Below are 23,368 nucleotides of genomic sequence, written 5' to 3' on the forward strand. Positions count from 1 at the left end.
GTGGGAGCGGGCAAGCCCGCGAAGAGGTAGGTACAGACAATCGAGATCTCGATATTGCGTGCACTTCTCTCAATCCTGTTGATGCTCCTCACCGCCTGCAACCAAGGCCCGACCCTGGAACGCCTGGGCGGCCCGACCATGGGCAGCAGCTACAGCATCCAGTACGTCCGCGAACCCGGCGGCCCGGCACCGGCCCAGGTCCAGGCGGCGGTCGAGACCATCCTCAACGACATCGACCAGCATTACTCGACCTACCGCGGCGACTCCACCGTCAGCCAGTTCAACCTGCTGCCCGCCAACCAGTGCATGGCTTTGCCGCCCGACATGCTTGAGCTGGCCGCATTCGGCCAGCACCTGGCCGAACAGAGTGATGGCGCTTTCGACCTCACCGTCGAGCCATTGCTCGACCTCTGGGGGTTCGGCCCGCAAGCCCGCCAGGAGCAGGTGCCCGATCCGCTGGCCCTGGCCCAGGCCCGCCAGCGCGTCGGTTACCACCACCTGCGCATCGACGGCCAGGCACTGTGCAAGGACGCTGCGGTGCAACTGGATTTCAACAGCATCGCTGCTGGCCACGCCGTCGACCTGATCGCCGAGCGCCTGCGCGCCATGGGCGTGGCCAGTTTCATCGCCGAAGCCACCGGTGAGCTCAAGGCCGTGGGCCGCAAGCCCGACGGCAGCCCCTGGCGCATCGCCCTTGAATTGCCGCGCGAAGACCGGCAGATCGCCCGCCAGATCATCCCGGTCAATGGCCTGGGGGTGTCGACCTCGGGTGACTATCGCCACTATTTCGAGGAGAATGGCCGGCGCTATTCACACACGTTCGACGCACGCCTGGGGCGCCCGGTCGACCACGACCTGGCCGCGGTCACCGTGCTCGATGCCTCGGCGCTGCAGGCCGATGGCTATTCGACCCTGTTGCTGATCCTGGGGCCAGAGCGCGGCTGGGATTTTGCCCTGGCCCATGATCTGGCTGCGGTTTTGGTGACTCGGGCAGACGGTGGCTTCGTCTCCCGAGCGACCCCTGCATTCGAGCAGGCGGTGAAAGGCGATTGAAAGCGTTGCCAGGGATGATCGCCGCCAGGGATCGGTGAATGACATGTAGTGCAGGCAAAATTGGCCTACGACGCGACCAAGGGTTAATGTGCGCGGCGTTCACGCTTGATTAGACTGCACCCGAATTTTCTCATGACGCCCCGGCGGCATGATCGAGCCCCGCGGGTAACCGTAACCCCGGGCCAGTTCTGAAGGAGTACGCATGGCTGTCTACAACTACGACGTAGTGGTGCTGGGTTCCGGCCCGGCCGGTGAAGGCGCGGCAATGAACGCCGCCAAAGCGGGGCGCAAGGTGGCAATGGTCGACAGCCGCCGTCAGGTCGGCGGCAACTGCACCCACCTGGGCACCATCCCGTCCAAGGCGCTGCGTCACTCGGTGCGGCAGATCATGCAGTTCAACACCAACCCGATGTTCCGTGCCATCGGTGAGCCGCGCTGGTTCTCGTTCCCGGACGTACTCAAGAGCGCCGAGAAGGTCATTGCCAAGCAGGTTGCGTCGCGTACCGGCTACTATGCCCGTAATCGCGTTGATCTGTTCTTCGGTACTGGCAGCTTCGCCGACGAGCAGACCGTCGAAGTGGTGTGCCCGAATGGCGTGGTCGAGAAGCTCAACGCCAAGCACATCATCATTGCCACCGGCTCGCGCCCGTACCGCCCGGCCGACATCGACTTCCACCACCCGCGTGTCTATGACAGCGACACCATCCTCAGCCTGAGCCACACCCCGCGCAAGCTGATCGTCTACGGCGCCGGCGTGATCGGTTGCGAGTACGCCTCGATCTTCAGCGGCCTGGGCGTGCTGGTCGAGCTGGTCGACAACCGCGGTCAGCTGCTGAGCTTCCTCGATTCGGAAATTTCCCAGGCGCTGAGCTACCACTTCAGCAACAACAACATCACCGTGCGCCACAACGAGGAGTACGAGCGGGTCGAGGGCCTGGACAACGGCGTCATCCTGCACCTGAAGTCGGGCAAGAAGATCAAGGCCGACGCCTTGCTGTGGTGCAACGGCCGTACCGGCAACACCGACAAGCTGGGCCTGGAAAACATCGGCATCAAGGTCAACAGCCGTGGCCAGATCGAGGTCGACGAGGCCTACCGCACCAGCGTGCCGAACGTCTATGGCGCCGGTGATGTGATCGGCTGGCCAAGCCTGGCCAGTGCTGCCCATGACCAGGGCCGTTCGGCTTCTGGCAGCATCGTCGATAACGGCAGCTGGCGCTTCGTCAATGACGTGCCGACCGGCATCTATACCATCCCGGAGATCAGCTCGATCGGCAAGAACGAGCAGGAGCTGACCCAGGCCAAGGTGCCATACGAAGTGGGCAAGGCGTTCTTCAAGAGCATGGCGCGCGCGCAGATCGCCGGCGAGCCGCAAGGCATGCTGAAGATCCTGTTCCACCGCGAAACCCTGGAAATCCTCGGCGTGCACTGCTTCGGCTACCAGGCTTCGGAAATCGTTCACATCGGCCAGGCGATCATGAACCAGCCAGGCGAGCAGAACAATCTGAAGTACTTCGTCAACACCACGTTCAACTACCCGACCATGGCCGAAGCCTATCGGGTAGCTGCCTACGACGGCCTGAACCGGCTTTTTTAAGCGGCTCCGGCCGGTGGCCTGAGCCGGTCGGGGAGACCGATTTCAGCCCTACCCGAGGGTGGTCTTGGCCAAACCGGGAAAGTCTGTAATCAGGCTGTCCACGCCAAAATCAGCGAGCCGGCGCATCAGTGCCGGTTCGTTGACCGTCCACACCGACACATGCAAGCCCTGACCCTGTGCCTTGAGCAGGCGCTCTGGGGTGCACAGCGTCCAGTTCAACGCCAGCAGCTCGCAGCCATAATTCTGCGCGACCTTCAACGGGTCGAGCCAGGCGTACTCGGCTACCAGCCCGCGTTTCACATCCGGTACCAGCTCCTGGGCCGCGCCCAGTACTTCCCGTGAGCTCGAGGTGATGGTCACCTTGTCCAGCAGGCCGTATTGCTGCGCCAGTTCGCGGATCGCCAGCACGGTTGTGGCGGCGCGGGTGCGCGAGGCGCTCTTGACCTCCAGCTGCCAGTGCTCGAACGGACACTTCTCGAACAGTTCCTCAAGTTTCGGGATGGGGCAGGGCTGCACGTGGCCCGGGCCGCCCTTGCGCGCATCGATCCTGACCAGCTCGGCAGCCGGGTGCTCGACCACCTTGCCGCGCCGGCCGGTGGTGCGCTTGAGGGTAGGGTCGTGGATGACCATCAGTTCGTTGTCGGCCGACAGGTGCAGGTCCAGTTCGCAGCGGGTCACGCCGTGTGACAGGCACTGCTGAAAACTCTTCAGGGTATTTTCGGGGGCTTCGCCCTTGGCGCCGCGGTGGCCATAGATCAGGGTCACGTTCGTTCCTTCAAATCAGGGGGATAGGGCTCAGGAGGCGGGGCCGTCTTGTTCCAGTTGCTGGCGCCGTTGCTGCTGTTGGCGTTGCAGGATGTAGCGGGCCAGCAGTTGCCGTTGGGCATCGGTCATGTCGGTGAATTCCGTGCCCACCTCGAAATCGCCGTCCGGGCGCCGGTCGCAGTGGGTGACCTTGCCGCGCAGCAGCAGGCCGTGGGCGCGTGGCATCAGCACCATCTTCACTTTCACCCGGGTGCCGGGGGCGATCTGCCGCGGTTGCGCGAACTCGATGCCCCCTTCGGAGATGATCACCCGTTGTGGTTGGCCGATTTCGCCGAGCAGGGTTTGCGCGACAACGGCGCTGAGCAGGTCGAGGCGTTTGTTCTGCGCCCGCAGGAATGCTGCGAGGGTGCGGTCCTTCTCGCTCAGCTGGCGCAGCAGGTGCTGCGACTCGAAGTCGGACAGGTGTAATTCGCTGAGCAGGTTGAACAGCGGCGAATCATCCTGCAACAGTTCTGCTTCAAGGGCTTCGGCCGCGCTGAGGGGGCTGATTTCCAGTGCGATCCGATCTTCGATGCGGTAGTATTCGCGGCGATCTTCTTCGTCTAATGTCGTCATGGCGAACCCATGGTTGCGGCGGTGGTCCGAGTGTAAAGCCGCCGTAGGCGCCTCGCCACAAGGACGTTCCCTTTCATCCGAACAAGCCCCGACATGTTCAGACCTCTTTTCGCATTCATCGGTACGCGTTACACCCGTGCCAAGCGCCGTAATCACTTCGTCTCGTTCATTTCCCTGACCTCGATGATCGGCCTCGCCCTGGGCGTGGTGGTGATGATCGTGGTGCTCTCGGTCATGAACGGTTTCGACCACGAGATGCGTACCCGCGTGTTGGGGATGATCCCCCACGCCACGCTGGAGAGTGGCCAGCCGATCAACGACTGGTCTGCCCTTGCCCAACAAGTAAAGCAGAATCCGCACGTGCTGGCGGTTGCTCCGTACACGCAGATGCAGGGCCTGCTGACCCATGATGGCAAGGTGCAGAAGGTGTTGCTCAATGGCATCGACCCGGCGCGCGAGCGCGAGGTGTCGATCATCGACAACTTCATCCAGCAAGGCAGCCTCGACAAGCTGGCGGCCGGGGAGTGGGGCATCATGATCGGCGACAAGGCCGCAGCCAAGCTGGGCGTCGCCATCGGCGACAAGCTGACCTTCGTCGCTCCCGAGGTCAGCGTGACCCCGGCCGGGATGTTCCCGCGCATGAAGCGCTTCACCGTGGTCGGCACCTTCCACGTTGGCGCTGGCGAGATCGACGGCTACCTGGGCCTGACCCACATCACCGACCTGTCCCGCCTGCACCGCTGGAAGCCGGACCAGGTGCAGGGCCTGCGCCTGAAGTTCGACGACCTGTTCCAGGCGCCGCGAGAGGCATGGAGCATCGCCCAGCAGCTCGGTGACCAGGAATACTACAGCCGCGACTGGACCCGCACCCACGGCAACCTGTACCAGGCGATCCGCATGGAAAAGGCCATGATCGGCCTGCTGTTGCTGCTGATCGTCGCAGTGGCGGCGTTCAACATCATTTCCACCCTGGTGATGGTGGTCAACGACAAGCGCGGCGATATTGCCATCTTGCGTACCCTGGGTGCCACGCCCGGGCAAATCATGCTGATCTTCATGGTTCAGGGTACGGTGATCGGGGTGATCGGCACCCTGATCGGCGCCGTGGTCGGGATCGTCGCTGCGCTGAATGTCAGCGCGGTGATCGCCGGCATCGAGAAACTGATCGGGCACAAGTTCCTCAACGCCGACGTCTACTTCATCGATTACCTGCCGTCGCAGATCCAGGCCCAGGACGTTTACATGGTCTGTGGTGCGGCGCTGGTCCTGAGTTTCTTCGCCACCCTGTACCCGGCCTGGCGTGCGGCCCGCACCCAGCCTGCAGAGGCGCTACGTTATGAGTGAGTCGCGCATGAGTGATAAAGCCGTTCTGAGTTGCCGCAACCTGGGCAAGTCCTACGACGAGGGCCCGGAGTCGGTGCAGGTGCTGTCCGGGCTCAACCTGGAGCTGCACGCTGGTGAGCGTGTGGCCATCGTCGGCAGCTCGGGCTCGGGCAAGAGCACCTTGCTCAACCTGCTAGGTGGCCTCGACCGGCCGACCCAGGGCAGCGTATGGCTGGCCGGCGAAGAGCTGTCGGCCCTTGGCGAGCGCGCCCGCGGCCTGCTGCGCAACCGCGAGCTGGGTTTCGTCTACCAGTTCCACCACCTGTTGCCAGAGTTCACCGCCATGGAGAACGTGTGCATGCCGCTGCTGATCGGCCGCACTGCCATCCCGGAAGCCCGTGAGCGTGCCGAGGCGTTGCTCAAGCGGGTCGGCCTGGGCCATCGCCTGCACCACAAGCCGGCCGAGCTGTCCGGTGGCGAGCGCCAGCGCGTGGCGATCGCCCGCGCCCTGGTCAACCGCCCGGGCCTGGTGATGCTCGACGAGCCGACCGGCAACCTCGACCATCACACCGCCCAAGGCATCCAGGAACTGATGCAGGAGCTGTCCAGTGCGTCGCGTACCGCCTTCCTGGTGGTGACTCACGACCTCAACCTGGCGCGCCAGATGGACCGCGTGCTGAAGCTCGACGACGGCCACCTGGTGGCGATCTGACCGAGTGCACGGGGTGGCAGCGCTGCCCCGTTTTCCCGTTTTAATTGGGTGTTTCCTACATGTTCAGACCCTTGCCCATCTTCATCGGCGCACGCTATACCCGGGCCAAGCGCCGCAACCACTTCATCTCGTTCATCTCGATGACCTCGATGATCGGCCTGTCGCTGGGCGTGCTGGCGATGATCGTGGTGCTGTCGGTGATGAACGGCTTCCAGCGTGAAATGAGCTCGCGCATTCTCGGCCTGGTGCCGCATGCCTCGATCCTTGGTGTGCAACCGTTGGACGACTGGCACAAGGCGGCCGACGCTGCGCTGCAGAACCCGGCGGTGATGGCCGCAGCGCCGATCACCGAGATGGAAGGCATGCTCTCCTACAAGGGCGCGATGCAGCCGATCCAGGTCAGCGGCATCGACCCGGCCGAGGAAGGCAAGGTTTCGATCGTCGGCCAGCACATCGTCCAGGGTCGCCTGCAGGACCTGCAGCCGGGTGAGTACGGTGTGGTCATCGGTGAACTGACCGCACGGCGCTTCCGCCTCAACACGGGCGACAAGCTGACCCTGATCGTGCCGGAAATCAGCAAGGAGCCAGGGGGCATCACCCCGCGCATGCAGCGCCTGACCGTGGTCGGCATCTTCAAGGTCGGTGCCGAACTGGACGGCTCGCAGGCCTACATGCACGTGGCCGATGCCGGTGAAATGCAGCGCTGGGCGCCGGGCCAGGTCCAAGGTGTGCGCTTGAAGCTGCATGACCTGTATGCCGCGCCACAGGTGTCCAAGGCGATCGCTGCCAGCTTGGGCGATCGCTACCGTGCCGACGACTGGTCGCACACCCAGGGCAGCCTGTTCAGCGCGATGAAGATGGAAAAGACCATGATCGGCCTGTTGCTGCTGATGATCATCGCGGTGGCCGCATTCAACATCATCGCCACCCTGGTGATGGTGGTGAACGACAAGGGGCCGGACATCGCCATTCTGCGCACCCTGGGTGCCACGCCGGCACAGATCATGGGCACGTTCATGGTCCAGGGCAGCTTGATCGGCATTGTCGGCACCCTGATCGGCGGTGTGTTCGGGGTACTTGCAGCGCTCAATGTCAGCCAGATCGTCGGCTGGCTGGAGCGGGTGAGCGGGCAGCACATCTTCACCTCGGATGTTTACTTCGTCAGCAGCTTGCCGTCCGAGCTGCAGGGCGGGGATGTGCTGATGATCTGTGCTGCCGGGTTGGTAATGAGCTTCCTGGCGACCATCTATCCTGCTTACCGGGCGTCGCAGGTACAGCCGGCGATAGGCCTGGCAGTTTGATGTCTGCCTGAGCCGCGGGGCTGCAAAGCAGCCCCGCTTTCACCTGGTTTCAGGTAATTCGATCACAAAGCGTGTCCAGCCCCCCTGGCTCTGCACCGAAATGCTGCCGCCATGGGCCTGCACGATCGAACGGGTGATCGCCAACCCCAACCCCGCATGTTCGCTGCTGCCTTCCCGCCGCGCCGGGTCCACCCGGTAAAACCGATCAAACAGGCGCGGCAACGCCGCCGCTTCGATTGCTACCCCGGTATTGGCCACGCAGATTCGCAAACCCGGCCCCAAGGTTACCCGTACCTGCCCGCCCCTGGGTGTGAAGCGCAAGGCATTGTCGAGGAGGTTCGACAGCGCCCGGCGCAGCATGGGCCGGTCCCCCTGCAGTAACGCCTCGCCTTCGCGCAGCAGCTGCACGTCATTGTCCTCGGCCAGCGGTGCGTAGTACTCCAGCAATGCGTCCACGTCATCGTGCAGGGCCAGGGCTGTTTGCCCAGGCACCAACAAGCCGTGGTCGGCCTTGGCGAGGAACAGCATGTCGTTGATCATCTGCGCCATCCACTGCAGTTCCTCGAGGTTGCCATGCAGTGCCTCGCGGTACTCCTCCAGGCTGCGCGGGCGGGTGAGGGTGACCTGGGTGTGGGTCAGCAGGTTGGACAGCGGCGTGCGCAACTCGTGGGCGATGTCGGCGGAGAACGCCGACAGGCGCTGGAAGGCGTCGTCCAGGCGCTGGAGCATGGCGTTGACGGTCGTGGCCAGTTCCGCGAGCTCCTCGGGCATCTGCGCCACCGGCAGGCGCGTGGTCAATGAGCGCGCCGACACGCTGGCGGCTACCCGGCCCATCTGGCGCAAGGGGCGCAAGCCACTGCGTGCGGCCCAGGCACCGAGCAGGGCGGTGGCCAGCGCCGACAGCCCGACGGTGAGCCAGATCAGGCGCTGCATGCCCTGCAAGAAGTGCTGGTGATGGGTGATGTCGAGAAACAGCGTCAGTTGCGCAGGCGTCTGAGCGTCCGGCGGCACAGACAGGCTTCGATAATCGATGCCGTCGGCGTGAAGGGTCGTAAGCCCCGGCGTTGACGGCGTGCTGGGCAGGCTGTCACGGCTGGCGAACCAGGTCGCACCGTCGCGGCCAGCGATGCGCAGCGCCAGGTCTGCCTGATGGCTCAGCTCGTTGCGCAGGGCAGGCAGGCGGCCTTGCAATTCACCAGGCCCCTGCAGGCCAGCGAGCTGGCTGCGAAACAGAGAAAGGCGCGACTCCAGCAGTTGCTGGTCCAGTTCGATGAAATGCTGCTCGCTGGCGCGGTTGAACAGCAGCCCAGCGCCCAGCGACACGGCGGCGGTACAGGCGGCAAACAGCAGCGCCAGGCGCGTGCCGAGGGAAAGCCTGCGCATCAGTCGTGACGCTCTTCGAGCACGTAGCCCATGCCGCGCACGGTATGGATCAGCTTGTTCGGGTGCGGGTCGTCGATCTTCAGGCGCAGGCGGCGGACCGCCACTTCGATCACGTTGGTGTCGCTGTCGAAATTCATGTCCCACACTTGCGAGGCAATCAGCGATTTGGGCAGCACCTCACCCTGGCGGCGCAGCAGCAGTTCGAGCAAGGCGAACTCCTTGGCGGTCAGGTCGATGCGTGTGCCCGCCCGTTCGGCGCGGCGGCGGATCAGGTCCAGGCGCAGGTCGGCCAGGCCCAGGGTAGTGTCCTGGCTGGGGCTGGCGCCCCGGCGCAGCAGGCTGCGTACCCGGGCCAGCAGCTCAGAGAAGGCGAAGGGCTTGACCAGATAGTCATCGGCGCCCAATTCAAGGCCGTGCACGCGATCTTCGACGGCGTCGCGGGCGGTAAGGAACAGCACCGGAGTGTCCAGCCCGGCAGAGCGCACCGCTTGCAGAATCTGCCAGCCGTCACGCCCGGGCAGCATCACGTCGAGAATCAGCAGGTCGTGGTCGCCTGTCAGGGCCAGGTACTGGCCGGTTTCGCCGTCGGTGGCCAGTTCGGTGGCAAACCCGGCTTCGCTCAAGCCCTGGCTCAGGTACTGGCCGGTGCGGGCCTGGTCTTCGACGATCAGCAGTTTCATGCTCAATCCACAATCAGAGGGTTGACGCGGTTCCTTGTGGGAGCGGGTTTACCCGCGAATGCGTCGGTGCGTTCACTACAGCATTCGCGGGTAAACCCGCTCCCACAGGGGGGATGTAATGGCAGAAATGATACGTGACTAACTTGTGCCTCGGCCAAGCTGACAAAGTTGTAATCTCCCCGTCAGCTAACCGCCAGCCGTGCCCTTCTAGAGTGGTCTCATCCCGCCGTGATCTTTCGGAGTCATCATGAAGCACCTGTTCGTCGCCGCTGCGTTGGCCCTGGCCAGCCTGCCCACCCTGGCTGGCGAGGCGAAAGCCTTCGCTTTCGGCGAGCCCGCTCCGGCGGCCAAGGCCACCCGCACCGTCGAAGTGGTGCTCAAGGACATCGCCTTCGAGCCCAAGAACCTGCACGTCAAAGCCGGTGAGACCGTGCGCTTCGTGCTGATCAACGAAGGCAAGCTGCCCCATGAGTTCAACCTCGGTGACAAGGCCATGCATGCCGAACACCAGAAGGAAATGATCGCCATGCAGGGCAAGATGTACAACGCTGCCATGCAGCATGAGGGCATGGACCATTCGCAGATGGGCCACGCACCCGCCAAGCCGATGGACCACGGTGCCCACGGCCACGACGGCGGCAATACCGTGCTGCTGCAGCCTGGCCAGCGCGCCGAGCTGACCTGGACGTTCCGCAAGTCGGCGCCGATCGAATTCGCCTGCAACGTGCCGGGGCATTACCAGGCCGGTATGGTCGGTAAGCTGACCATCGAGTGACTGGCACTCCAAGGCGGGGTGCAAAACCGGTAGACTAGGGGCAATTTCGAACCTCCAGGTCAGTTTCCATGCATCCCGCCGCCGAACACTCTCCGCTGGGCAAGTCCAGCGAATACATCGCCACCTACACGCCCTCGCTGCTGTTCCCGATCCCGCGCACGGCCAAGTGGGCTGAGCTGGGTGTGACTGCCCAGACTTTGCCGTGGCAGGGCGTGGACTACTGGAACTGCTTCGAGCTGTCGTGGCTGCTGCCCTCGGGCAAACCGGTGGTGGCCATCGGCGAGTTCGCCATTCCGGCCGATTCGCCGAACATCATCGAGTCGAAGTCGTTCAAGCTCTACCTCAACTCGTTGAATCAGACCGTGTTTGCCTCGATCGGCGAGCTCCAGGCGTGCCTGGTCAAAGACCTGTCGGCGGCCGCTGGCAAACCCGTCGATGTGCAAGTGCGGACCTTGGCAGAAGTGGAGGCCCAAGGCGTGGTCGCGTTGCCCGGGCAGTGCATCGATGCGCTGGATGTGGCGATCGACAACTACGAGCAGCCGCAACCGGAGCTGTTGAGCTGCCACCCGGAGCGCATCGTCGAAGAGACCGTGCACAGCCACCTGCTCAAATCCAATTGCCCGGTGACCGGCCAGCCGGACTGGGGTAGCGTGGTGGTCGAGTACAAGGGCAGGGCGCTTGACCATGCCAGCCTGCTGACCTACCTGATCAGCTTTCGCCAGCATGCCGACTTCCATGAGCAGTGCGTGGAGCGGATTTACCTGGACTTGAAGAACCTGCTGCAGCCTGAGCACCTGACGGTGTATGCGCGGTACGTACGCCGCGGCGGGCTGGATATCAACCCGTACCGCAGCACCGGAGCGATCAGCCCGGCGAACCGGCGGCTGGTCCGGCAGTAATTTGCATGTAATCGGGGCCGCAAAGCGGCCCCAGATGTTTCAGATCCCCATACTGTGCAGCGAGTTGGCGATGCTGCGCAGTGTCGCGGTCAAGTCCGGGTGATCGGCCTCGAAACGTTCGATCGCCAGGTTCACCCCGTCAACCACGTTGTTGTCCGGCGTGGCTTCCTCGAGCTTCAACTGCGCTTCGATCTGCCTGGCCTCTTCGTGCAAGGCGGCCAGTTCTTCATCCGTAAGCGGTATGTTGCGGTCCAGTTGCTCGCGCAGGCTGTTCAAGCGCTCTTGCAATTCGCGGGCAGGCATTGGCTGTTCTCCATCAATGGCTTGGCAAGGCATGGACCTCAGCGAAGCGGCAAAGGTTCTCGCCTGTCTCCTAGCGTAATCCACTCGCTGGCGCTTTGCATGATCGACATCAATGGCGCTGTGTCAGGGTTTTTCGCCCTTGCTGCAACGCAGGGCGATGTCGGCAAGGCAGGCGTCCAGTTCATCGAGGTGGTCGATCACCGAATGTACCCCCAGGCTGAACAACCCCAGGGTGGCCTTGCCACGCGCCAGGTCCTGCTCTTGCTGGGTCATGGCCTGCCATTGCCTGGTGGAGGCGTCGCACGAGGGGCTGCAGGCCGCCAGGCCCACCGTCCACAAGCCGGCGTTGAGCCCAGATTGCAGCAGCTTTGGCTCACCGCTGACCAGCACGCAACCTTCAAGGCGTTCGCTGCCCAGGCTCATCAAGGCCTGCCAGCAGGCGTTTGGCGCCGGCCAGTGCACACCATTGACCGAGTGGCCCGGCAGCCAGGCGGGGAGAACGCTGGCAAGGCGCCTGCTTTGCAGGCTGCCGAGATCGTCCAGCCAGATGCACGGCACCTGGGCGTGGCGCAGGCCGGCCAGGGCTTCGAGGGCGCCAGGGGCGGGCAGGGGGTTGCCGTCGGTGGCCTGGACCAGGCAACCGCGCAGGCCGAACAGCACAGCGGTAATGGCGGGTGCAGCGAGCATGGTAACGTCCCTGAAATAGTCCGCAGGCTATTGGACGATTGTTACCGTGCCGTGACGGGCAACAGTTGTTCACAAATTATTGAGCAAAAATGTGTAAGGCTGTTTATCAGCGTACAAGGCTCTATACTGCCGCCGTACAGCAGCGCTCACGTGGCGTTTGCGACCGAGAATTTCGATGGAGAAACATCTATGCGTAGGATCGGTGCCGGTGTGATCGAACGAGTCACCCAGGCCTGTGTCTGCGCCAGCTTGTTGCTGGCGCCCGTGGCAGCCACCCATGCCGCCACCGAGGAAGATCCCTGGGAAGCGGTCAACCGCCCGATCTTCCGTTTCAACGATGCGATCGATACCTATGGCCTCAAGCCGTTGGCCAAGGGCTACCAGTGGGTCACCCCGCAGTTCTTGCAGGATGGCATCCACAACATGTTCAACAACGTTGGTGATGTCACCAACCTGGCCAACGACGTGCTGCAATTCAAGCCCCATGCGGCAGGCGTCGACACGGCGCGGCTGATCGTCAATACGGTGTTCGGCATCGGTGGCTTCTTCGATGTCGGCAGCAAGATGGGCTTGCAGCGCAACGACGAAGACTTCGGCCAGACCCTCGGTCACTGGGGCGTGCCCAGCGGTCCATACGTCGTGATCCCGCTACTCGGCCCGAGCACCGTGCGTGACGGCCTGGCCAAGTACCCGGACTCCTATACCGAACCCTACCGATACATCAACGATGTGCCGGTGCGTAATTCGATCTTCGCCCTCAACGTAGTCGACACGCGCGCCAGCCTGCTGTCGGCCGAGAAGCTGATCCAGGGCGACAAGTACATCTTCATCCGCAATGCCTACCTGCAGAACCGCGAGTTCAAGGTCAAGGATGGCGAAGTCGAAGACGACTTCTGATCCTGGCAGGCATGAAAACGGCGACTTTCGGGTCGCCGTTTTCATTTTCAGCTCAATGCATGGCCAGGATGCGCAGGCCAAATTTCTGCTGCCCGCCGGGTTGATTGGCGATCCACACCACTTCGGTGCTGGCATGCAACCCCTTGAGTGCGGGGTGATCGGATTCGATGCGCACCTCCAGGGGGTCACCCACCTTGAATTGCTGCGGCGCCTGCACCTGCATGCCGCCGCTGGAAAGGTCCAGGCAGATCGCCGCGATGACCTGCCCCTCATGCAGCAGGCTGACCTCGGTGTCGATGCGCATGCGGATGAAATCGCGTTTTTCGCTGTGGCTGGTGGGCGTGTGAGGCATGCTGCATCCTTCCCAATAGGTAGTACTGGTTGGCGTTTTTATAACTCTCGGTGATTTACCCTGTAAAGAGCAGCGAACTCGACCGACGTATGCTTGAAACGCCTGGCGGATGGGAGTACCGTCTGCGCCTTACGAGGTAGCTCGACTGGTTGCCTGGGCCGCGTTCTTGGCCTACAACTCAAGTAGAGTGATACTACAGAGTATTCCAGCAGTTGGATGTCAGCCTTGCAGACGCCCCTGCACCACCCCAAATCGGCGCCGTTCGCCCACATGCAGAAAATCAGTGCAACGCTGCTGATCATCGATGATGACGACGTGGTCCGTGCGAGCCTCGCCGCCTATCTGGAAGACAGTGGCTTCAGCGTCCTCCAGGCCGGAAATGGCCAGCAGGGGCTTCAGGTCTTTGAAGAACACCAGCCCGACCTCGTGATCTGCGATCTGCGCATGCCGCAGATGGGCGGCCTCGAACTGATCCGCCAGATCAGCGAGCGTGCGCCGCAGTTGCCGGTGATCGTGGTCTCGGGTGCCGGCGTGATGAGCGACGCGGTCGAGGCCTTGCGCCTGGGGGCCGCCGACTACCTGATCAAGCCGCTGGAAGACTTGGCCGTGCTCGAGCACTCGGTACGCCGGGCGCTTGACCGTTCGCGCCTGGTGCTGGAAAACCAGCGCTACCGCGACAAGCTGGAAGCGGCCAACCGCGAACTGGAGGCCAGCCTGCACCTGTTGCAGGAGGACCAGACCGCTGGTCGCCAAGTGCAGATGAACATGCTGCCAGAAAGCCCCTGGAAGCTCGGCGAGTTCTCTTTCGAGCACCAGATCATTCCATCGCTGTACCTGTCGGGCGATTTCGTCGACTACTTCCGCGTGGATGAGCGGCGCATTGCCTTCTACCTGGCCGATGTCTCCGGGCACGGCGCGTCGTCGGCGTTCGTCACGGTGCTGCTGAAGTTCATGACCACACGGCTGTTGTTCGAATTCAAGCGCAACAGCAAGCTACGCGAGTTCAAGCCTTCGGAAGTGCTCAGCCACATCAACCGTGGTTTGATCAACTGCAAGCTGGGCAAGCACGTGACCATGGTCGGTGGCGTGATCGACGAAGAAACCGGCCTGCTGACCTATGCCGTGGGCGGCCACCTGCCGCTGCCGGTGCTGTTTACCCCCGGCGGAGCCCGCTACCTGGAAGGCCGAGGCCTGCCGGTAGGGTTGTTCGACGAAGCGAGCTACCAGGACTTGGTGATCGAGCTGCCGCCGCAGTTCAGCCTGAGCCTGATGTCCGACGGCATTCTGGACCTTTTGCCGGGGCATACGCTCAAAGATAAAGAAGCTGCCTTGCCGGATATCGTCAAGGCGGCGGGGGGTAGCCTGGATGGGCTGCGCCAACGATTCGGATTGGCTACGCTTGGGGAGATGCCGGATGATATCGCCCTATTGGTGTTGAGCAGGAACCTTCAATGAGTACCGGTAGAATCCAGTTCGCCGAGCAGAGCGGTACCTTTGTGCTGAAATTCGTCGGTGAAGTGCGCCTGACCCTGTGTTCGGCGCTGGATGCGACGATCGAGAAGATTTTCACCGCACTGAACTTCTCGACCATCGTCATCGACCTGACCGAAACCGAAAGCATCGACAGCACCACCCTGGGCCTGCTGGCCAAGCTGTCGATCCTGTCGCGGCAGAAGGTGGGCCTGTTGCCGACCGTGGTTACTACCAACCCGGATATTTCGCGGCTGCTGCAATCGATGGGCTTCGACCAGGTGTTCAACATCGTCGACCGCCCGGTGCCGCGCCCTGAGTGCCTGACCGACCTGCCGTCGCAGGATCAGAACGAAGATGTAGTACGCTCCAAGGTGCTGGAGGCGCACAAGATTCTCATGGGGCTCAATGACTCCAACCGCGAAGCGTTCCATGACCTGGTGAATGCGCTGGAGCGCACCTGATCTGCAGCCTGCGCTGGCCCCTTCGCGGCTAAAGCCGCTTCCACAGTTACTCCACAGACCTCAAGGCAGGTGAGATCCCTGTACGAGCGGCTTTAGCCGCGAAGAGGCCAGCAAGGCCACCACAACCTCACCAGGCAAGTCACTCTCGCTGCGCGAACTCGGTCGCCTCACTGCCATCCGCGCTCAGTTGCAGCACCCGCGCCGGTCGCCCCTGCTCATCGAAGAACACCTGCCCCAACCCCGCTCCATTCCACAACCGCTCCCCGGCCTTGCTGCGGCTGGGTGGGCGTGGCGCAACCTCCATCTGCCGGCGCTTGGTAAACCAGTTCAATGGTGAACGTGGCGAGTACAACCAGCGGTTGAGCCTGTCGAGCACGTTCAGCAAGCGCCGCGGGAACTCGTTCTTGATCCCGCTGCTGGTCACCTGCCAGAGATGCGGGCTGCGTTGGCGATGGCGGATCAGCACCTCATAGACGAATGAATAATGCACATCGCCCGAGAGGATCACGTAGTGCCCCGGCGTGCGCGAATGGCGGAAGATGTTGAGGATCACCTGCGCTGCGCCGCGGTGGGCCATCCAGTTCTCGGCATCCACCAGCAACGGGTAGCCCAGCCAGCTGAACACCTTCTGCACGGTCTCGATCAGCTTGACGCCAAAGACCGGAGCCGGTGACACGATGATTGCCGAAGGATGGTCCAGCAGCGCCTGCTGCAGCTCGCACAGCGCTTCCCAGTCGAGCAGGCCGGACGGCTTGCCCAGGTCGCTCTCGCTGCGCCAACGGCGGGTGCGGGTGTCCAGCACCAGCAGCGGCGGCTCGCTGGGCAGGCTGTATTGCCAGCCCTGGAAGCGCAGGAGCTCACTGATCAGCTCGTCCTGCTGCTGGCTCAGCGCCTGGCACCGCCCGATCAGCGTGTTGCAGCCATCCGGGTCGTTACCCCAGGCCTGGCACAGCAGATAGCCCAATAACGCGTTGCCGATGATTCGTCGCGAGAAGGGGTGGCCATAGGCGGTTTCTTCCCATTGCGCGGAGAGGTTCCAGTCGTCGGTGATGTCGTGATCATCGAAGATCATCAGGCAGGGCAGGTGCGCCATCACCCGTGCCACGTCACCCAGATTGGCGGCGAAAGCTTCGATCAGCGGCAGTTCCGTATGGTAGCGCGCCTGGTCTTGCTGGCTCAGGCCGGCAGGCATGCCCAGGTCCACCAGGTGCCAGGGCGCGGGCGCCCATACCAGCAAGTACATGGCCATGACCTCGGCTAAGGTCACCAGGTGGTTGTCGGCATTGCTGGAAGAGAATATCGGTTTGCGCTTGCCGCCGAAGAAGCGTTCGCGCAGGGTTTCGTTGCGGGCCTGGGCCGGCAGCAGGTCGGCACGATGGTAGTAACTGGCAGCATGCCGGTAGAGCGCCTGGCTGTCGGTCACGACTGCGCCATCCAGCGCTTCGTCGAACAACCCCAGGCGTTCGATCAGCGAGTGAATGGCCCGCAGCATCGGGCCGGCGACGTCGTCGGCATACACCTGATCACCGCTCATCAAGAGCACGGCGGGGCGGTCCTCGGGGCGTTGGCAGGCCTGCAGCAGGCGGTCGGCGCAGAGCAGGCCGTCGGCGGCAGGGTAATGCGGTTTGCGACAGGACCCGTGCAGCAGCTGATCGAGGCGGTCACGCAGCACCAGGCTGGGGCGTTGGCTGCCGGGGTAGAGCAGGTGCGGGGCCCAGCCGGCAACGCCCTGGCCGTCGATCAGCAGGTCATAGGCGATGGCGACGTTGCGCGGCAGGGGCTCGGCGAAGTGGACGTCCAACAGGTGAACGAAGGCGTGCTGGCCGACGGCAATGACCTGGCAATCGACCTGGGCGGTGCCGTCGAAGATGAATTCAGGTTGCAGGGGTTGGCTGCCGACCAGCCAGATGGCCAGCCTTTGCGGTTCAAGGCGGCGCAGTACCGGGCCGGAGAGTACGAGGGGCAAGGGGGATGAGGTCATTTTGCCTTTGGGTTCGGAACGCGTTCACAGCCCGCTGAAACGAAACGGGCGGAAAATGCTGAACATTTCCCGCCCGCCTGGCAAACCTTAGATGTATCAGGCTTTTTCAGCCATCAACTTCTCGAGTTTTTCCTGATCCCGGGCGAACTGGCGAATACCTTCAGCCAGCTTCTCGGTGCCCATGGCATCTTCGTTCATCGCCCAGCGGAACTGGCTTTCGTTCAGCACCTGTCTGGCTTCACCGGCATTGCCCGGCTTGAGAACCCGCGGCAGTTCGCCTTGGTCGCTGCTCAGCTTGTCCAGCAGGTCCGGGCTGATGGTCAGGCGATCACACCCGGCCAGCTGTTCGATCTGGCCGAGGTTGCGGAAGCTGGCGCCCATGACCACGGTGTCGTAGCCATTGGCCTTGTAGTAGTTGTAGATGCGCGTGACCGACTGCACGCCCGGGTCTTCGGCGCCGACGTATTCCTGGCCGGTATTCTTCTTGTACCAGTCGTAGATGCGGCCCACGAATGGCGAAATCAGAAACACCCCGGCGTCGGCGCAGGCCTGGGCCTGGGCGAAGGAGAACAGCAGGGTCAGGTTGGTCTGGATGCCTTCCTTTTCCAGCTTCTCGGCAGCGCGGATGCCTTCCCAGGTGGAGGCCAGCTTGATCAGCACGCGGTTTTTCGACACCCCTGCGGTTTCGTACAGGCCGATCAGCTGGCGTGCCTTGTTCAGCAGCGCCGGCTCATCGAACGACAGGCGCGCATCCACCTCGGTGGAGATGCGCCCTGGAATGACTTTGAGAATGCCCGCGCCCACGGCCACGGCGAACTTGTCGCAGGCCAGGTCGACATCGCCCTTGGCATCGGCCTTCACTTGCTTGAGCAGCTCGGCGTAGCCCGGGATGGCCGCGGCCTTGAGCAGCAGGGAAGGGTTGGTGGTGGCATCGACCGGCTTGAGGCGGGTGATGGCATCCAGGTCCCCGGTGTCGGCAACCACGGTGGTGAACTGCTTGAGTTGTTCCAGCTTGGAGGTCATGGGCGTGCTCTGTCCTGTGCATTTACTCGACATTACCCGAGGCCCGACGGGCGCTCAAGAGGCCAGTGGGGCGGGGCAGAAGTGCCGACGGTGATGATTCGAGTCAGGAGGTGGCGTGAGGTTCCCTGGGTGTTCGCCTTGAGTGTTGCAGCGCCTGTCAGCCCCAGCCTCACCGCCCCTGCATCAACTCCGCCGCCTGATCAAACACCTTCAGCGGCTCCGCCGCCTTGTGAATATCCGCCGACAACAGCTGCCGGAACCGCCGCGCACCCGGGAACCCCTGGCCAAGCCCCAGGATATGCCGGGTGATGTGATGCATAGCGCCGCCACTCTCCATATGCGCCACGATATAAGGCCGCAGTTGCGCCAGTGCCTCGCTGCGGCTCACCACCGGCGCTTCGCTGGCAAACAGCTGCTGATCCACCTCGGCCAGCAGGTAAGGGTTGTGGTACGCCTCGCGTCCCAGCATCACGCCATCGAAGGTCTGAAGATGCGCCTGGCATTGCGCCAGGGTCTTGATCCCGCCATTGAGCACGATCTCCAGGTCCGGGAAGTCAGCCTTGAGCTGCGCGGCCACGTCGTAGCACAGCGGCGGGATCTCGCGGTTTTCCTTCGGCGACAGCCCTTCGAGAATCGCGATCCGCGCATGCACGGTAAAACTGCGGCAACCGGCCTCTCGCACCTGGCCAACGAAATCGCGCAGCTCGGCATAGCTGTCGCGGCCATTGATGCCAATGCGGTGCTTCACCGTCACGGGCGTGGATACCGCGTCCTGCATGGCCTTCACGCAATCGGCGACCAGCGCCGGGTGGGCCATCAGGCAGGCGCCGATCATGTTGTTCTGCACCCGGTCGCTCGGGCAGCCGACGTTGAGGTTGACCTCGTCGTAACCAGCTTCCTCGGCCAACTTGGCACAAGCGGCCAGCTCGGCCGGCACGCTGCCGCCCAACTGCAGGGCCAGCGGGTGCTCGGAGGCGTCGTGGCGCAGGAAACGGTGGGAGTCGTTGTGCAGGAGGGCACCGGTGGTGACCATTTCGGTGTAGAGCAGAGTGTGCTTGGAGAGCAGGCGCAGGAAGAACCGGCAGTGGCGGTCAGTCCAGTCCATCATCGGCGCAACAGAAAACCTCCTAACTACTGTATCGCTTGAGGTTCCGGGGTTTCCTGCTTGTATCTGCTGCATTTCTCTATCTCTGTTTGTTGCCGCTTTATTCTGGTTCTTGCTGGTTTTGCTACTGCGCTTGCTACAATGTAGCAACCGCAAACAGCCGTGTAGCAAATAATGGGAACCATCACGCAGCGCAAGCGCAAGGACGGGTCTTCGGGCTTTACGGCCCAGATCCGAATCATGAAGGAAGGGAAGGCAGTTTATCAGGAAAGCCAGACGTTCGACCGGAAGGCGACGGCGCAGGCCTGGATCAGGAAGCGCGAGGCCGAACTGTACGAGCCTGGGGCCATTGAGAAGGCGAACCGCAAGGGCGTGACCGTCAAGCAGATGATCGACCAGTACCTGGTCGAGTACGAGAAGCTGCGGCCGCTGGGCAAGACCAAGCGCGCAACCCTCAAGGCGATTGGCGAAACTTGGCTTGGTGAAGTGGCAGACAAGGACCTGACCAGCCAGAAGCTGGTGGACTACGCCATGGACCGGATCGAGAAGGACGGTATCCAGCCGCAGACGGTCGGCAACGACCTGGCGCACCTTGGCGCTGTCCTGTCGGTGGCCAGGCCGGCTTGGGGCTATGAGGTCGATCCGCTGGCCATGCCAGATGCCCGGCGCGTATTAAAGAAGATGGGCGCCGTGACCAAGAGCGTCGAGCGCAACCGCCGGCCGACGCGGGACGAGCTGGAGCGCATCATCAAGTACTTCCAGAAGGTGCGCGATGCCAGGCGGCAAGAGATCGACATGGTGCGCGTGGTGGTGTTCGCACTGTTCTCGACCCGGCGCCAGGAGGAAATCACGCGGATACGCTGGGATGCGCTCAATGACCAGGAGCAGTCGGCGCTGATCACAGACATGAAAAACCCGGGTCAGAAGTACGGCAACGACGTGTGGTGCCACATGCCAGACGAAGCCTGGCGCATTCTGCAGTCCATGCCCAAGGTGGCTGACGAGGTGTTCCCGTACAACCACCGGTCGATATCGGCATCGTTTACTAGGGCCTGTCATTTCCTGCAGATCAAAGACTTGCACTTCCATGACCTGCGCCACGATGGCGTAAGCCGCTTGTTCGAAAAGGGGTGGGATATTCCGCGCGTGGCCAGCGTGTCGGGCCACCGGGATTGGAACTCGATGCGGCGCTATACGCACCTGCGGGGGAAGGGAGACCCCTATGAAGGGTGGGAGATGCTGGAAGAGGTGGTAACGGGCCCCGTTATCGAGGCCCCAAGGAAGGTCAAGAGGCTCGCCGCTGGCCTCGCCCCATGAGTTTGTCCTGCTCGGCCTTGGCCTTGGCGTGCTGGTCATCGATGTAAGCGGCCAGGTCGTTCAGGTGCACACCGCGTGCGCCTTTCTGGCTCGACTCCATCCAGACCAGCGGGAGATTGATTTCGCCGCGGGCCACCTTGGCCTTGAGCTTGGTTGGGGTGATATCGAAGAAGTCCTTGCAGACCAGGTCGATGGGGATGATGGCCCGGCCGTTGTACTGGGCCATCAGCAGGAATGCGGTATTCATAAGTGTCTCCGCGCCGCCGGCGGCGGCAAGTTGATGGTCAGGATCGGTGCATGCGGATCAGCGTGCGTGCATTTTCGAGGGAGGCCAGGTGCTCTTCCTTGGCGCCGATCTGGTCATTGGCGTCAGGGGTTGTCACGGCGACCAGATGTTCAAGGGCTGCCAACAGTTTTTCCTGGGCCTCGCCTTCGGCCCGGCCGATTTCCCAGAAGCGTTGCCCCCAGTGGCCGGCTGGCGGAGGGTTGTTGTTCTGCTTTCCGGCCGCCATGGAGCCCACGGCCACATCGCAAATCCCGCGCTTATAGGCGTTATCGCCGTCGAGGCTGAGGCCGCTGCGCCGGCGCAAGGTGTTCACGACCTCGTCAGGGTTCGAGCCAGGACCCATCAAGACGATGTCTTGTTCTGGCTTTCCTGGTATGTAGATCGCCAGGGTCAGCTTGGCTTCTGGCACCAGGTTGTCGCTGATCATCACCAGCGCATCGTTGGCAACTTCGTGGAATCGGTTGATTGCGGACATAGGTAATCCTCGCCCGCGCATGTCGGCGGGCTTGAGTTGTAGGGGGAGGGGTTAGGCGCGATTGCCGCGCTTGCAGAACCAGTCGAGCGCGTCGCAGATCAGCGGGTTGTCATACCAGTCCTCGATCTCGCGCTGCTCATGGCGATCGCGGAAGAACGTCGGTCCGAGGTAGTTATGCCAGCTCATGAACACCCGGGTTCCGTCGGCCAGTGGCAGGCGGTAGAACGGTGACCGGCAGACAAAGCCGTGCTCGATACGGATGCAGGTCATCGTGGCCACCTGCAAAGGTGGAAGGCGACGAAGGCGATGGCGATCATGTCAGCAGCTCCTTCGGCACCTGGACGGTATCGCCGAACTCGGTGGCAACAACTGCTTGGCACGTGGCAATGAGGGCGGCGTCGCAATATTCCGTGCCGTAGTGCTCGCCGGCCCTGTAATAAACGCTGGCCCGCCAGCGCTGCGACATCTCGGTTCCCTCGGGTCCTTCATGCGCCTCCGGGATTATCGACACCTGATACTTCACAGCCAGCGGCCCGCCCAGCGCCCAGTCTTCCCAAGGGTTGTAGCGCTTGGTGTGCTCGGTGGCGCTGGCCTGGTACCGGGCGAACACCCGCCAGGGGTTGCCGTACTGCGGAGGGGCCAGGAACACGTCCAGGCCCTCCGCCTTGCCGACCGCCCACCCAAGCGCCTCGCCGGCCAGGTCTGCCGTCTTCACTTCCATCAGGTCGTTCATGGTTGGGTGCTCGGCGGGGCAGGCATGGGTTGCCAGTGGGTCACCTCATCCCCTGATCCAGCATCAATAAGCGGCATCCAGTATTCGTCGAAGTCGTCGTGCGGCTCGAGCGAATACCAACCAGTAAAGGGCGTGCCTTCTTCAGGCTGCTCGTCATCATCGGTATTGAGTAGCTTCTCGTTCAGCCATTCCGCTGCGAACACGTAGGTCTTGTCCGTTCGACTGCGGTAGACAGCGACGATGAAGGTGGTGTCGGAGTTGACTGCGGTTTCCGGCAGCTTGTCGCTGCATTTGATCCATTCGCTCACAGCTGATACCTCTCATCAATCCAGCGCCCAGGCGCCAGTGCGGGTGTAGGTTCGGGTTGTGTTTCGTGCGGGGAGAGCTGGCGCCGTGTTTCAGCGCTGAACTCGCAGGTGCTGGCGCGGGCCTGGCTGCAGTTCTTGCCGGAGGCATCGATGCAGACTTCGAAGTCGCAGCCGGCCAGGGTGGCCATCAGCAGGAGGCAGAGGGCGAGGCGGGTCATGGCTGGACCCTCTTGAACTCGACAACCCAGACCCATGGGTTGGCGTCCCAGCTTTCCTGGCCGTTGATGTCCTTCCACAAGCCGCCAAACACGGATGCGGCTATCTGCTGACGTTTCTCGGCGTCTGCACCGAATAGCCAGAACTCGCGGACCTCGCAGCCTTCCTCGCGGACCTGCTGCACGCTGATGTCCTGCAGGCGCTCGACGCTCACGTCGGTGATCTCCAGCAGGATGCGGCTGGCCCAGCGGGGCATGTGGATCGATGGGCGCCCTCGGCCCTGCGAGACCATTGCACATCCTGTCTGACGGACGCTTCCATCTGCTGGGTACAGGATTGGCTCGCCCTGGCTCAGGTCACGCGGCGCGATCGAGTCGAGTTGGGCATCTGCCACCCAGCTCTCGCGCACCCACAGGCGGTGACCTGGCCGACCGTACGGACATTCAGGGTTGCGCTTAGTCGGGTCTGGGTGGCGTATGAATGGCTGGCCAAGGCCGTATCTGCCGATATCGCCCTTCGACCGGGGCTGAATCTTTACCGCTCGGCGGGTGACCGTCTTCCGGCCTTCCAGAATGGCGCGGACCATCGGCCCGCTGAACAAGATCGGGCGTTCCTTTGCTTGAGACATAGCTTCGCCTTGGCCGCCAT

The 23,368-nt window shown here is 63.0% G+C and carries 28 protein-coding genes; 11 read left to right on the plus strand and 17 right to left on the minus strand.

Annotation, left to right across the window (positions count from 1 at the left end; genetic code table 11):
* Positions 1 to 81: 81 nt before the first annotated feature.
* The gene (locus CQW31_RS22835; RefSeq protein WP_099815454.1) at positions 82 to 1,053 is read left to right on the plus strand and encodes an FAD:protein FMN transferase; all 972 of its coding nucleotides are present in this window, start codon (positions 82 to 84) and stop codon (positions 1,051 to 1,053) included.
* A gap of 202 nt (positions 1,054 to 1,255) precedes the next feature.
* Complete coding sequence (gene sthA, locus CQW31_RS22840) at positions 1,256 to 2,650, plus strand: Si-specific NAD(P)(+) transhydrogenase (protein ID WP_054883499.1); 1,395 nt, start codon at positions 1,256 to 1,258, stop codon at positions 2,648 to 2,650.
* A 48-nt stretch (positions 2,651 to 2,698) separates the two neighbouring features.
* On the opposite strand, the gene CQW31_RS22845 is transcribed toward sthA, so the two are convergent.
* Positions 2,699 to 3,415 carry a glycerophosphodiester phosphodiesterase gene (locus tag CQW31_RS22845; protein WP_099815455.1) on the minus strand — a complete coding sequence of 239 codons (717 nt, stop codon included), beginning with the start codon at positions 3,413 to 3,415 and terminating at the stop codon, positions 2,699 to 2,701.
* Positions 3,416 to 3,445: 30 nt separating this feature from the next.
* Positions 3,446 to 4,030 (minus strand): PilZ domain-containing protein, encoded by a 585-nt coding sequence (locus tag CQW31_RS22850; RefSeq protein ID WP_099815456.1) that lies wholly within the window; start codon positions 4,028 to 4,030, stop codon positions 3,446 to 3,448.
* 93 nt (positions 4,031 to 4,123) lie between these two features.
* On the opposite strand from CQW31_RS22850, the gene CQW31_RS22855 reads away from it, so the two are divergent.
* From CQW31_RS22855 to CQW31_RS22865, 3 genes are read left to right on the plus strand one after another with little or no spacing between them, the layout of a single operon-like run.
* Positions 4,124 to 5,374: a lipoprotein-releasing ABC transporter permease subunit gene (locus CQW31_RS22855; protein WP_054883502.1), complete on the plus strand. Its 1,251-nt coding sequence runs from the start codon at positions 4,124 to 4,126 to the stop codon at positions 5,372 to 5,374.
* 7 nt (positions 5,375 to 5,381) lie between these two features.
* Positions 5,382 to 6,065 (plus strand): lipoprotein-releasing ABC transporter ATP-binding protein LolD, encoded by a 684-nt coding sequence (gene lolD / locus CQW31_RS22860; RefSeq protein WP_176506135.1) that lies wholly within the window; start codon positions 5,382 to 5,384, stop codon positions 6,063 to 6,065.
* A 59-nt stretch (positions 6,066 to 6,124) separates the two neighbouring features.
* Positions 6,125 to 7,366 carry a lipoprotein-releasing ABC transporter permease subunit gene (locus tag CQW31_RS22865; RefSeq protein WP_054883504.1) on the plus strand — a complete coding sequence of 414 codons (1,242 nt, stop codon included), beginning with the start codon at positions 6,125 to 6,127 and terminating at the stop codon, positions 7,364 to 7,366.
* Positions 7,367 to 7,405: 39 nt separating this feature from the next.
* On the opposite strand, the gene CQW31_RS22870 is transcribed toward CQW31_RS22865, so the two are convergent.
* Both CQW31_RS22870 and cinR read right to left on the minus strand, forming a co-directional pair.
* Positions 7,406 to 8,749: a heavy metal sensor histidine kinase gene (locus tag CQW31_RS22870; protein WP_178075583.1), complete on the minus strand. Its 1,344-nt coding sequence runs from the start codon at positions 8,747 to 8,749 to the stop codon at positions 7,406 to 7,408.
* Positions 8,749 to 9,429 carry a two-component system response regulator CinR gene (gene cinR, locus CQW31_RS22875; protein ID WP_054883505.1) on the minus strand — a complete coding sequence of 227 codons (681 nt, stop codon included), beginning with the start codon at positions 9,427 to 9,429 and terminating at the stop codon, positions 8,749 to 8,751. The genes CQW31_RS22870 and cinR overlap by 1 nt, the downstream gene beginning before the upstream one ends.
* Positions 9,430 to 9,676: 247 nt before the next feature.
* Here cinR and CQW31_RS22880 point away from each other — a divergent pair, with 247 nt between their 5' ends.
* Positions 9,677 to 10,204 carry a plastocyanin/azurin family copper-binding protein gene (locus tag CQW31_RS22880; RefSeq protein WP_099815457.1) on the plus strand — a complete coding sequence of 176 codons (528 nt, stop codon included), beginning with the start codon at positions 9,677 to 9,679 and terminating at the stop codon, positions 10,202 to 10,204.
* Positions 10,205 to 10,272: 68 nt separating this feature from the next.
* Positions 10,273 to 11,103: an NADPH-dependent 7-cyano-7-deazaguanine reductase QueF gene (gene queF / locus CQW31_RS22885; RefSeq protein WP_054883507.1), complete on the plus strand. Its 831-nt coding sequence runs from the start codon at positions 10,273 to 10,275 to the stop codon at positions 11,101 to 11,103.
* Between the two features lie 39 nt (positions 11,104 to 11,142).
* On the opposite strand, the gene CQW31_RS22890 is transcribed toward queF, so the two are convergent.
* Complete coding sequence (locus tag CQW31_RS22890; RefSeq protein WP_054883508.1) at positions 11,143 to 11,406, minus strand: DUF4404 family protein; 264 nt, start codon at positions 11,404 to 11,406, stop codon at positions 11,143 to 11,145.
* A 123-nt stretch (positions 11,407 to 11,529) separates the two neighbouring features.
* Positions 11,530 to 12,093, minus strand: a complete 564-nt coding sequence (locus CQW31_RS22895) for a phosphonoacetaldehyde phosphonohydrolase-related protein (protein ID WP_099815458.1) — start codon at positions 12,091 to 12,093, stop codon at positions 11,530 to 11,532.
* 189 nt (positions 12,094 to 12,282) lie between these two features.
* Here CQW31_RS22895 and CQW31_RS22900 point away from each other — a divergent pair, with 189 nt between their 5' ends.
* The gene (locus CQW31_RS22900; protein WP_054883510.1) at positions 12,283 to 12,990 is read left to right on the plus strand and encodes a VacJ family lipoprotein; all 708 of its coding nucleotides are present in this window, start codon (positions 12,283 to 12,285) and stop codon (positions 12,988 to 12,990) included.
* A gap of 52 nt (positions 12,991 to 13,042) precedes the next feature.
* Here the strand turns inward: CQW31_RS22900 and CQW31_RS22905 are convergent, their stop codons facing one another.
* Entirely contained in the window at positions 13,043 to 13,342 is a 300-nt protein-coding gene (locus CQW31_RS22905; protein WP_054883511.1) for a PilZ domain-containing protein, read from the minus strand.
* 270 nt (positions 13,343 to 13,612) lie between these two features.
* Between CQW31_RS22905 and rssB the strand changes: the two genes are divergently transcribed.
* A complete protein-coding gene (rssB, locus tag CQW31_RS22910; protein ID WP_099815509.1) occupies positions 13,613 to 14,797 on the plus strand; it encodes a two-component system response regulator RssB in 1,185 nt (394 codons plus the stop codon).
* A complete protein-coding gene (rssC, locus tag CQW31_RS22915; protein ID WP_027919583.1) occupies positions 14,794 to 15,276 on the plus strand; it encodes an anti-sigma factor antagonist RssC in 483 nt (160 codons plus the stop codon). Before rssB ends, rssC begins: the two co-directional genes overlap by 4 nt.
* 139 nt (positions 15,277 to 15,415) lie before the next feature.
* Here rssC and CQW31_RS22920 read toward each other — a convergent pair whose 3' ends face one another.
* From CQW31_RS22920 to dusA, 3 genes are all read right to left on the minus strand, one after another.
* Positions 15,416 to 17,257 (minus strand): alkaline phosphatase D family protein, encoded by a 1,842-nt coding sequence (locus CQW31_RS22920; RefSeq protein ID WP_099815459.1) that lies wholly within the window; start codon positions 17,255 to 17,257, stop codon positions 15,416 to 15,418.
* Between the two features lie 96 nt (positions 17,258 to 17,353).
* Positions 17,354 to 18,280 (minus strand): transaldolase, encoded by a 927-nt coding sequence (gene tal / locus CQW31_RS22925; protein WP_054883513.1) that lies wholly within the window; start codon positions 18,278 to 18,280, stop codon positions 17,354 to 17,356.
* A 169-nt stretch (positions 18,281 to 18,449) separates the two neighbouring features.
* Positions 18,450 to 19,460 (minus strand): tRNA dihydrouridine(20/20a) synthase DusA, encoded by a 1,011-nt coding sequence (dusA, locus tag CQW31_RS22930; protein WP_099815460.1) that lies wholly within the window; start codon positions 19,458 to 19,460, stop codon positions 18,450 to 18,452.
* 99 nt (positions 19,461 to 19,559) lie between these two features.
* Here dusA and CQW31_RS22935 point away from each other — a divergent pair, with 99 nt between their 5' ends.
* Positions 19,560 to 20,702 carry a site-specific integrase gene (locus CQW31_RS22935; RefSeq protein ID WP_099815461.1) on the plus strand — a complete coding sequence of 381 codons (1,143 nt, stop codon included), beginning with the start codon at positions 19,560 to 19,562 and terminating at the stop codon, positions 20,700 to 20,702.
* On the opposite strand, the gene CQW31_RS22940 is transcribed toward CQW31_RS22935, so the two are convergent.
* From CQW31_RS22940 to CQW31_RS22970, 7 genes are read right to left on the minus strand one after another with little or no spacing between them, the layout of a single operon-like run.
* A complete protein-coding gene (locus CQW31_RS22940; protein ID WP_099815462.1) occupies positions 20,671 to 20,949 on the minus strand; it encodes a pyocin activator PrtN family protein in 279 nt (92 codons plus the stop codon). The genes CQW31_RS22935 and CQW31_RS22940 overlap by 32 nt on opposite strands.
* A gap of 37 nt (positions 20,950 to 20,986) precedes the next feature.
* Entirely contained in the window at positions 20,987 to 21,463 is a 477-nt protein-coding gene (locus CQW31_RS22945) for a hypothetical protein (protein ID WP_099815463.1), read from the minus strand.
* A 51-nt stretch (positions 21,464 to 21,514) separates the two neighbouring features.
* The gene (locus CQW31_RS22950) at positions 21,515 to 21,733 is read right to left on the minus strand and encodes a hypothetical protein (RefSeq protein WP_099815464.1); all 219 of its coding nucleotides are present in this window, start codon (positions 21,731 to 21,733) and stop codon (positions 21,515 to 21,517) included.
* Between the two features lie 43 nt (positions 21,734 to 21,776).
* Entirely contained in the window at positions 21,777 to 22,196 is a 420-nt protein-coding gene (locus CQW31_RS22955; RefSeq protein ID WP_099815465.1) for a DUF2591 domain-containing protein, read from the minus strand.
* Positions 22,193 to 22,504, minus strand: a complete 312-nt coding sequence (locus tag CQW31_RS22960) for a DUF551 domain-containing protein (RefSeq protein ID WP_099815466.1) — start codon at positions 22,502 to 22,504, stop codon at positions 22,193 to 22,195. Before CQW31_RS22960 ends, CQW31_RS22955 begins: the two co-directional genes overlap by 4 nt.
* Positions 22,501 to 22,722: a hypothetical protein gene (locus tag CQW31_RS22965; protein ID WP_099815467.1), complete on the minus strand. Its 222-nt coding sequence runs from the start codon at positions 22,720 to 22,722 to the stop codon at positions 22,501 to 22,503. Before CQW31_RS22965 ends, CQW31_RS22960 begins: the two co-directional genes overlap by 4 nt.
* Positions 22,719 to 23,348 (minus strand): hypothetical protein, encoded by a 630-nt coding sequence (locus CQW31_RS22970; protein WP_096010127.1) that lies wholly within the window; start codon positions 23,346 to 23,348, stop codon positions 22,719 to 22,721. Before CQW31_RS22970 ends, CQW31_RS22965 begins: the two co-directional genes overlap by 4 nt.
* Positions 23,349 to 23,368 lie beyond the last annotated feature (20 nt).

It is taken from the genome of Pseudomonas sp. 382 (assembly GCF_002759075.1).
In the GTDB taxonomy this organism is placed as follows: Bacteria; Pseudomonadota; Gammaproteobacteria; order Pseudomonadales; family Pseudomonadaceae; genus Aquipseudomonas; species Aquipseudomonas vlassakiae.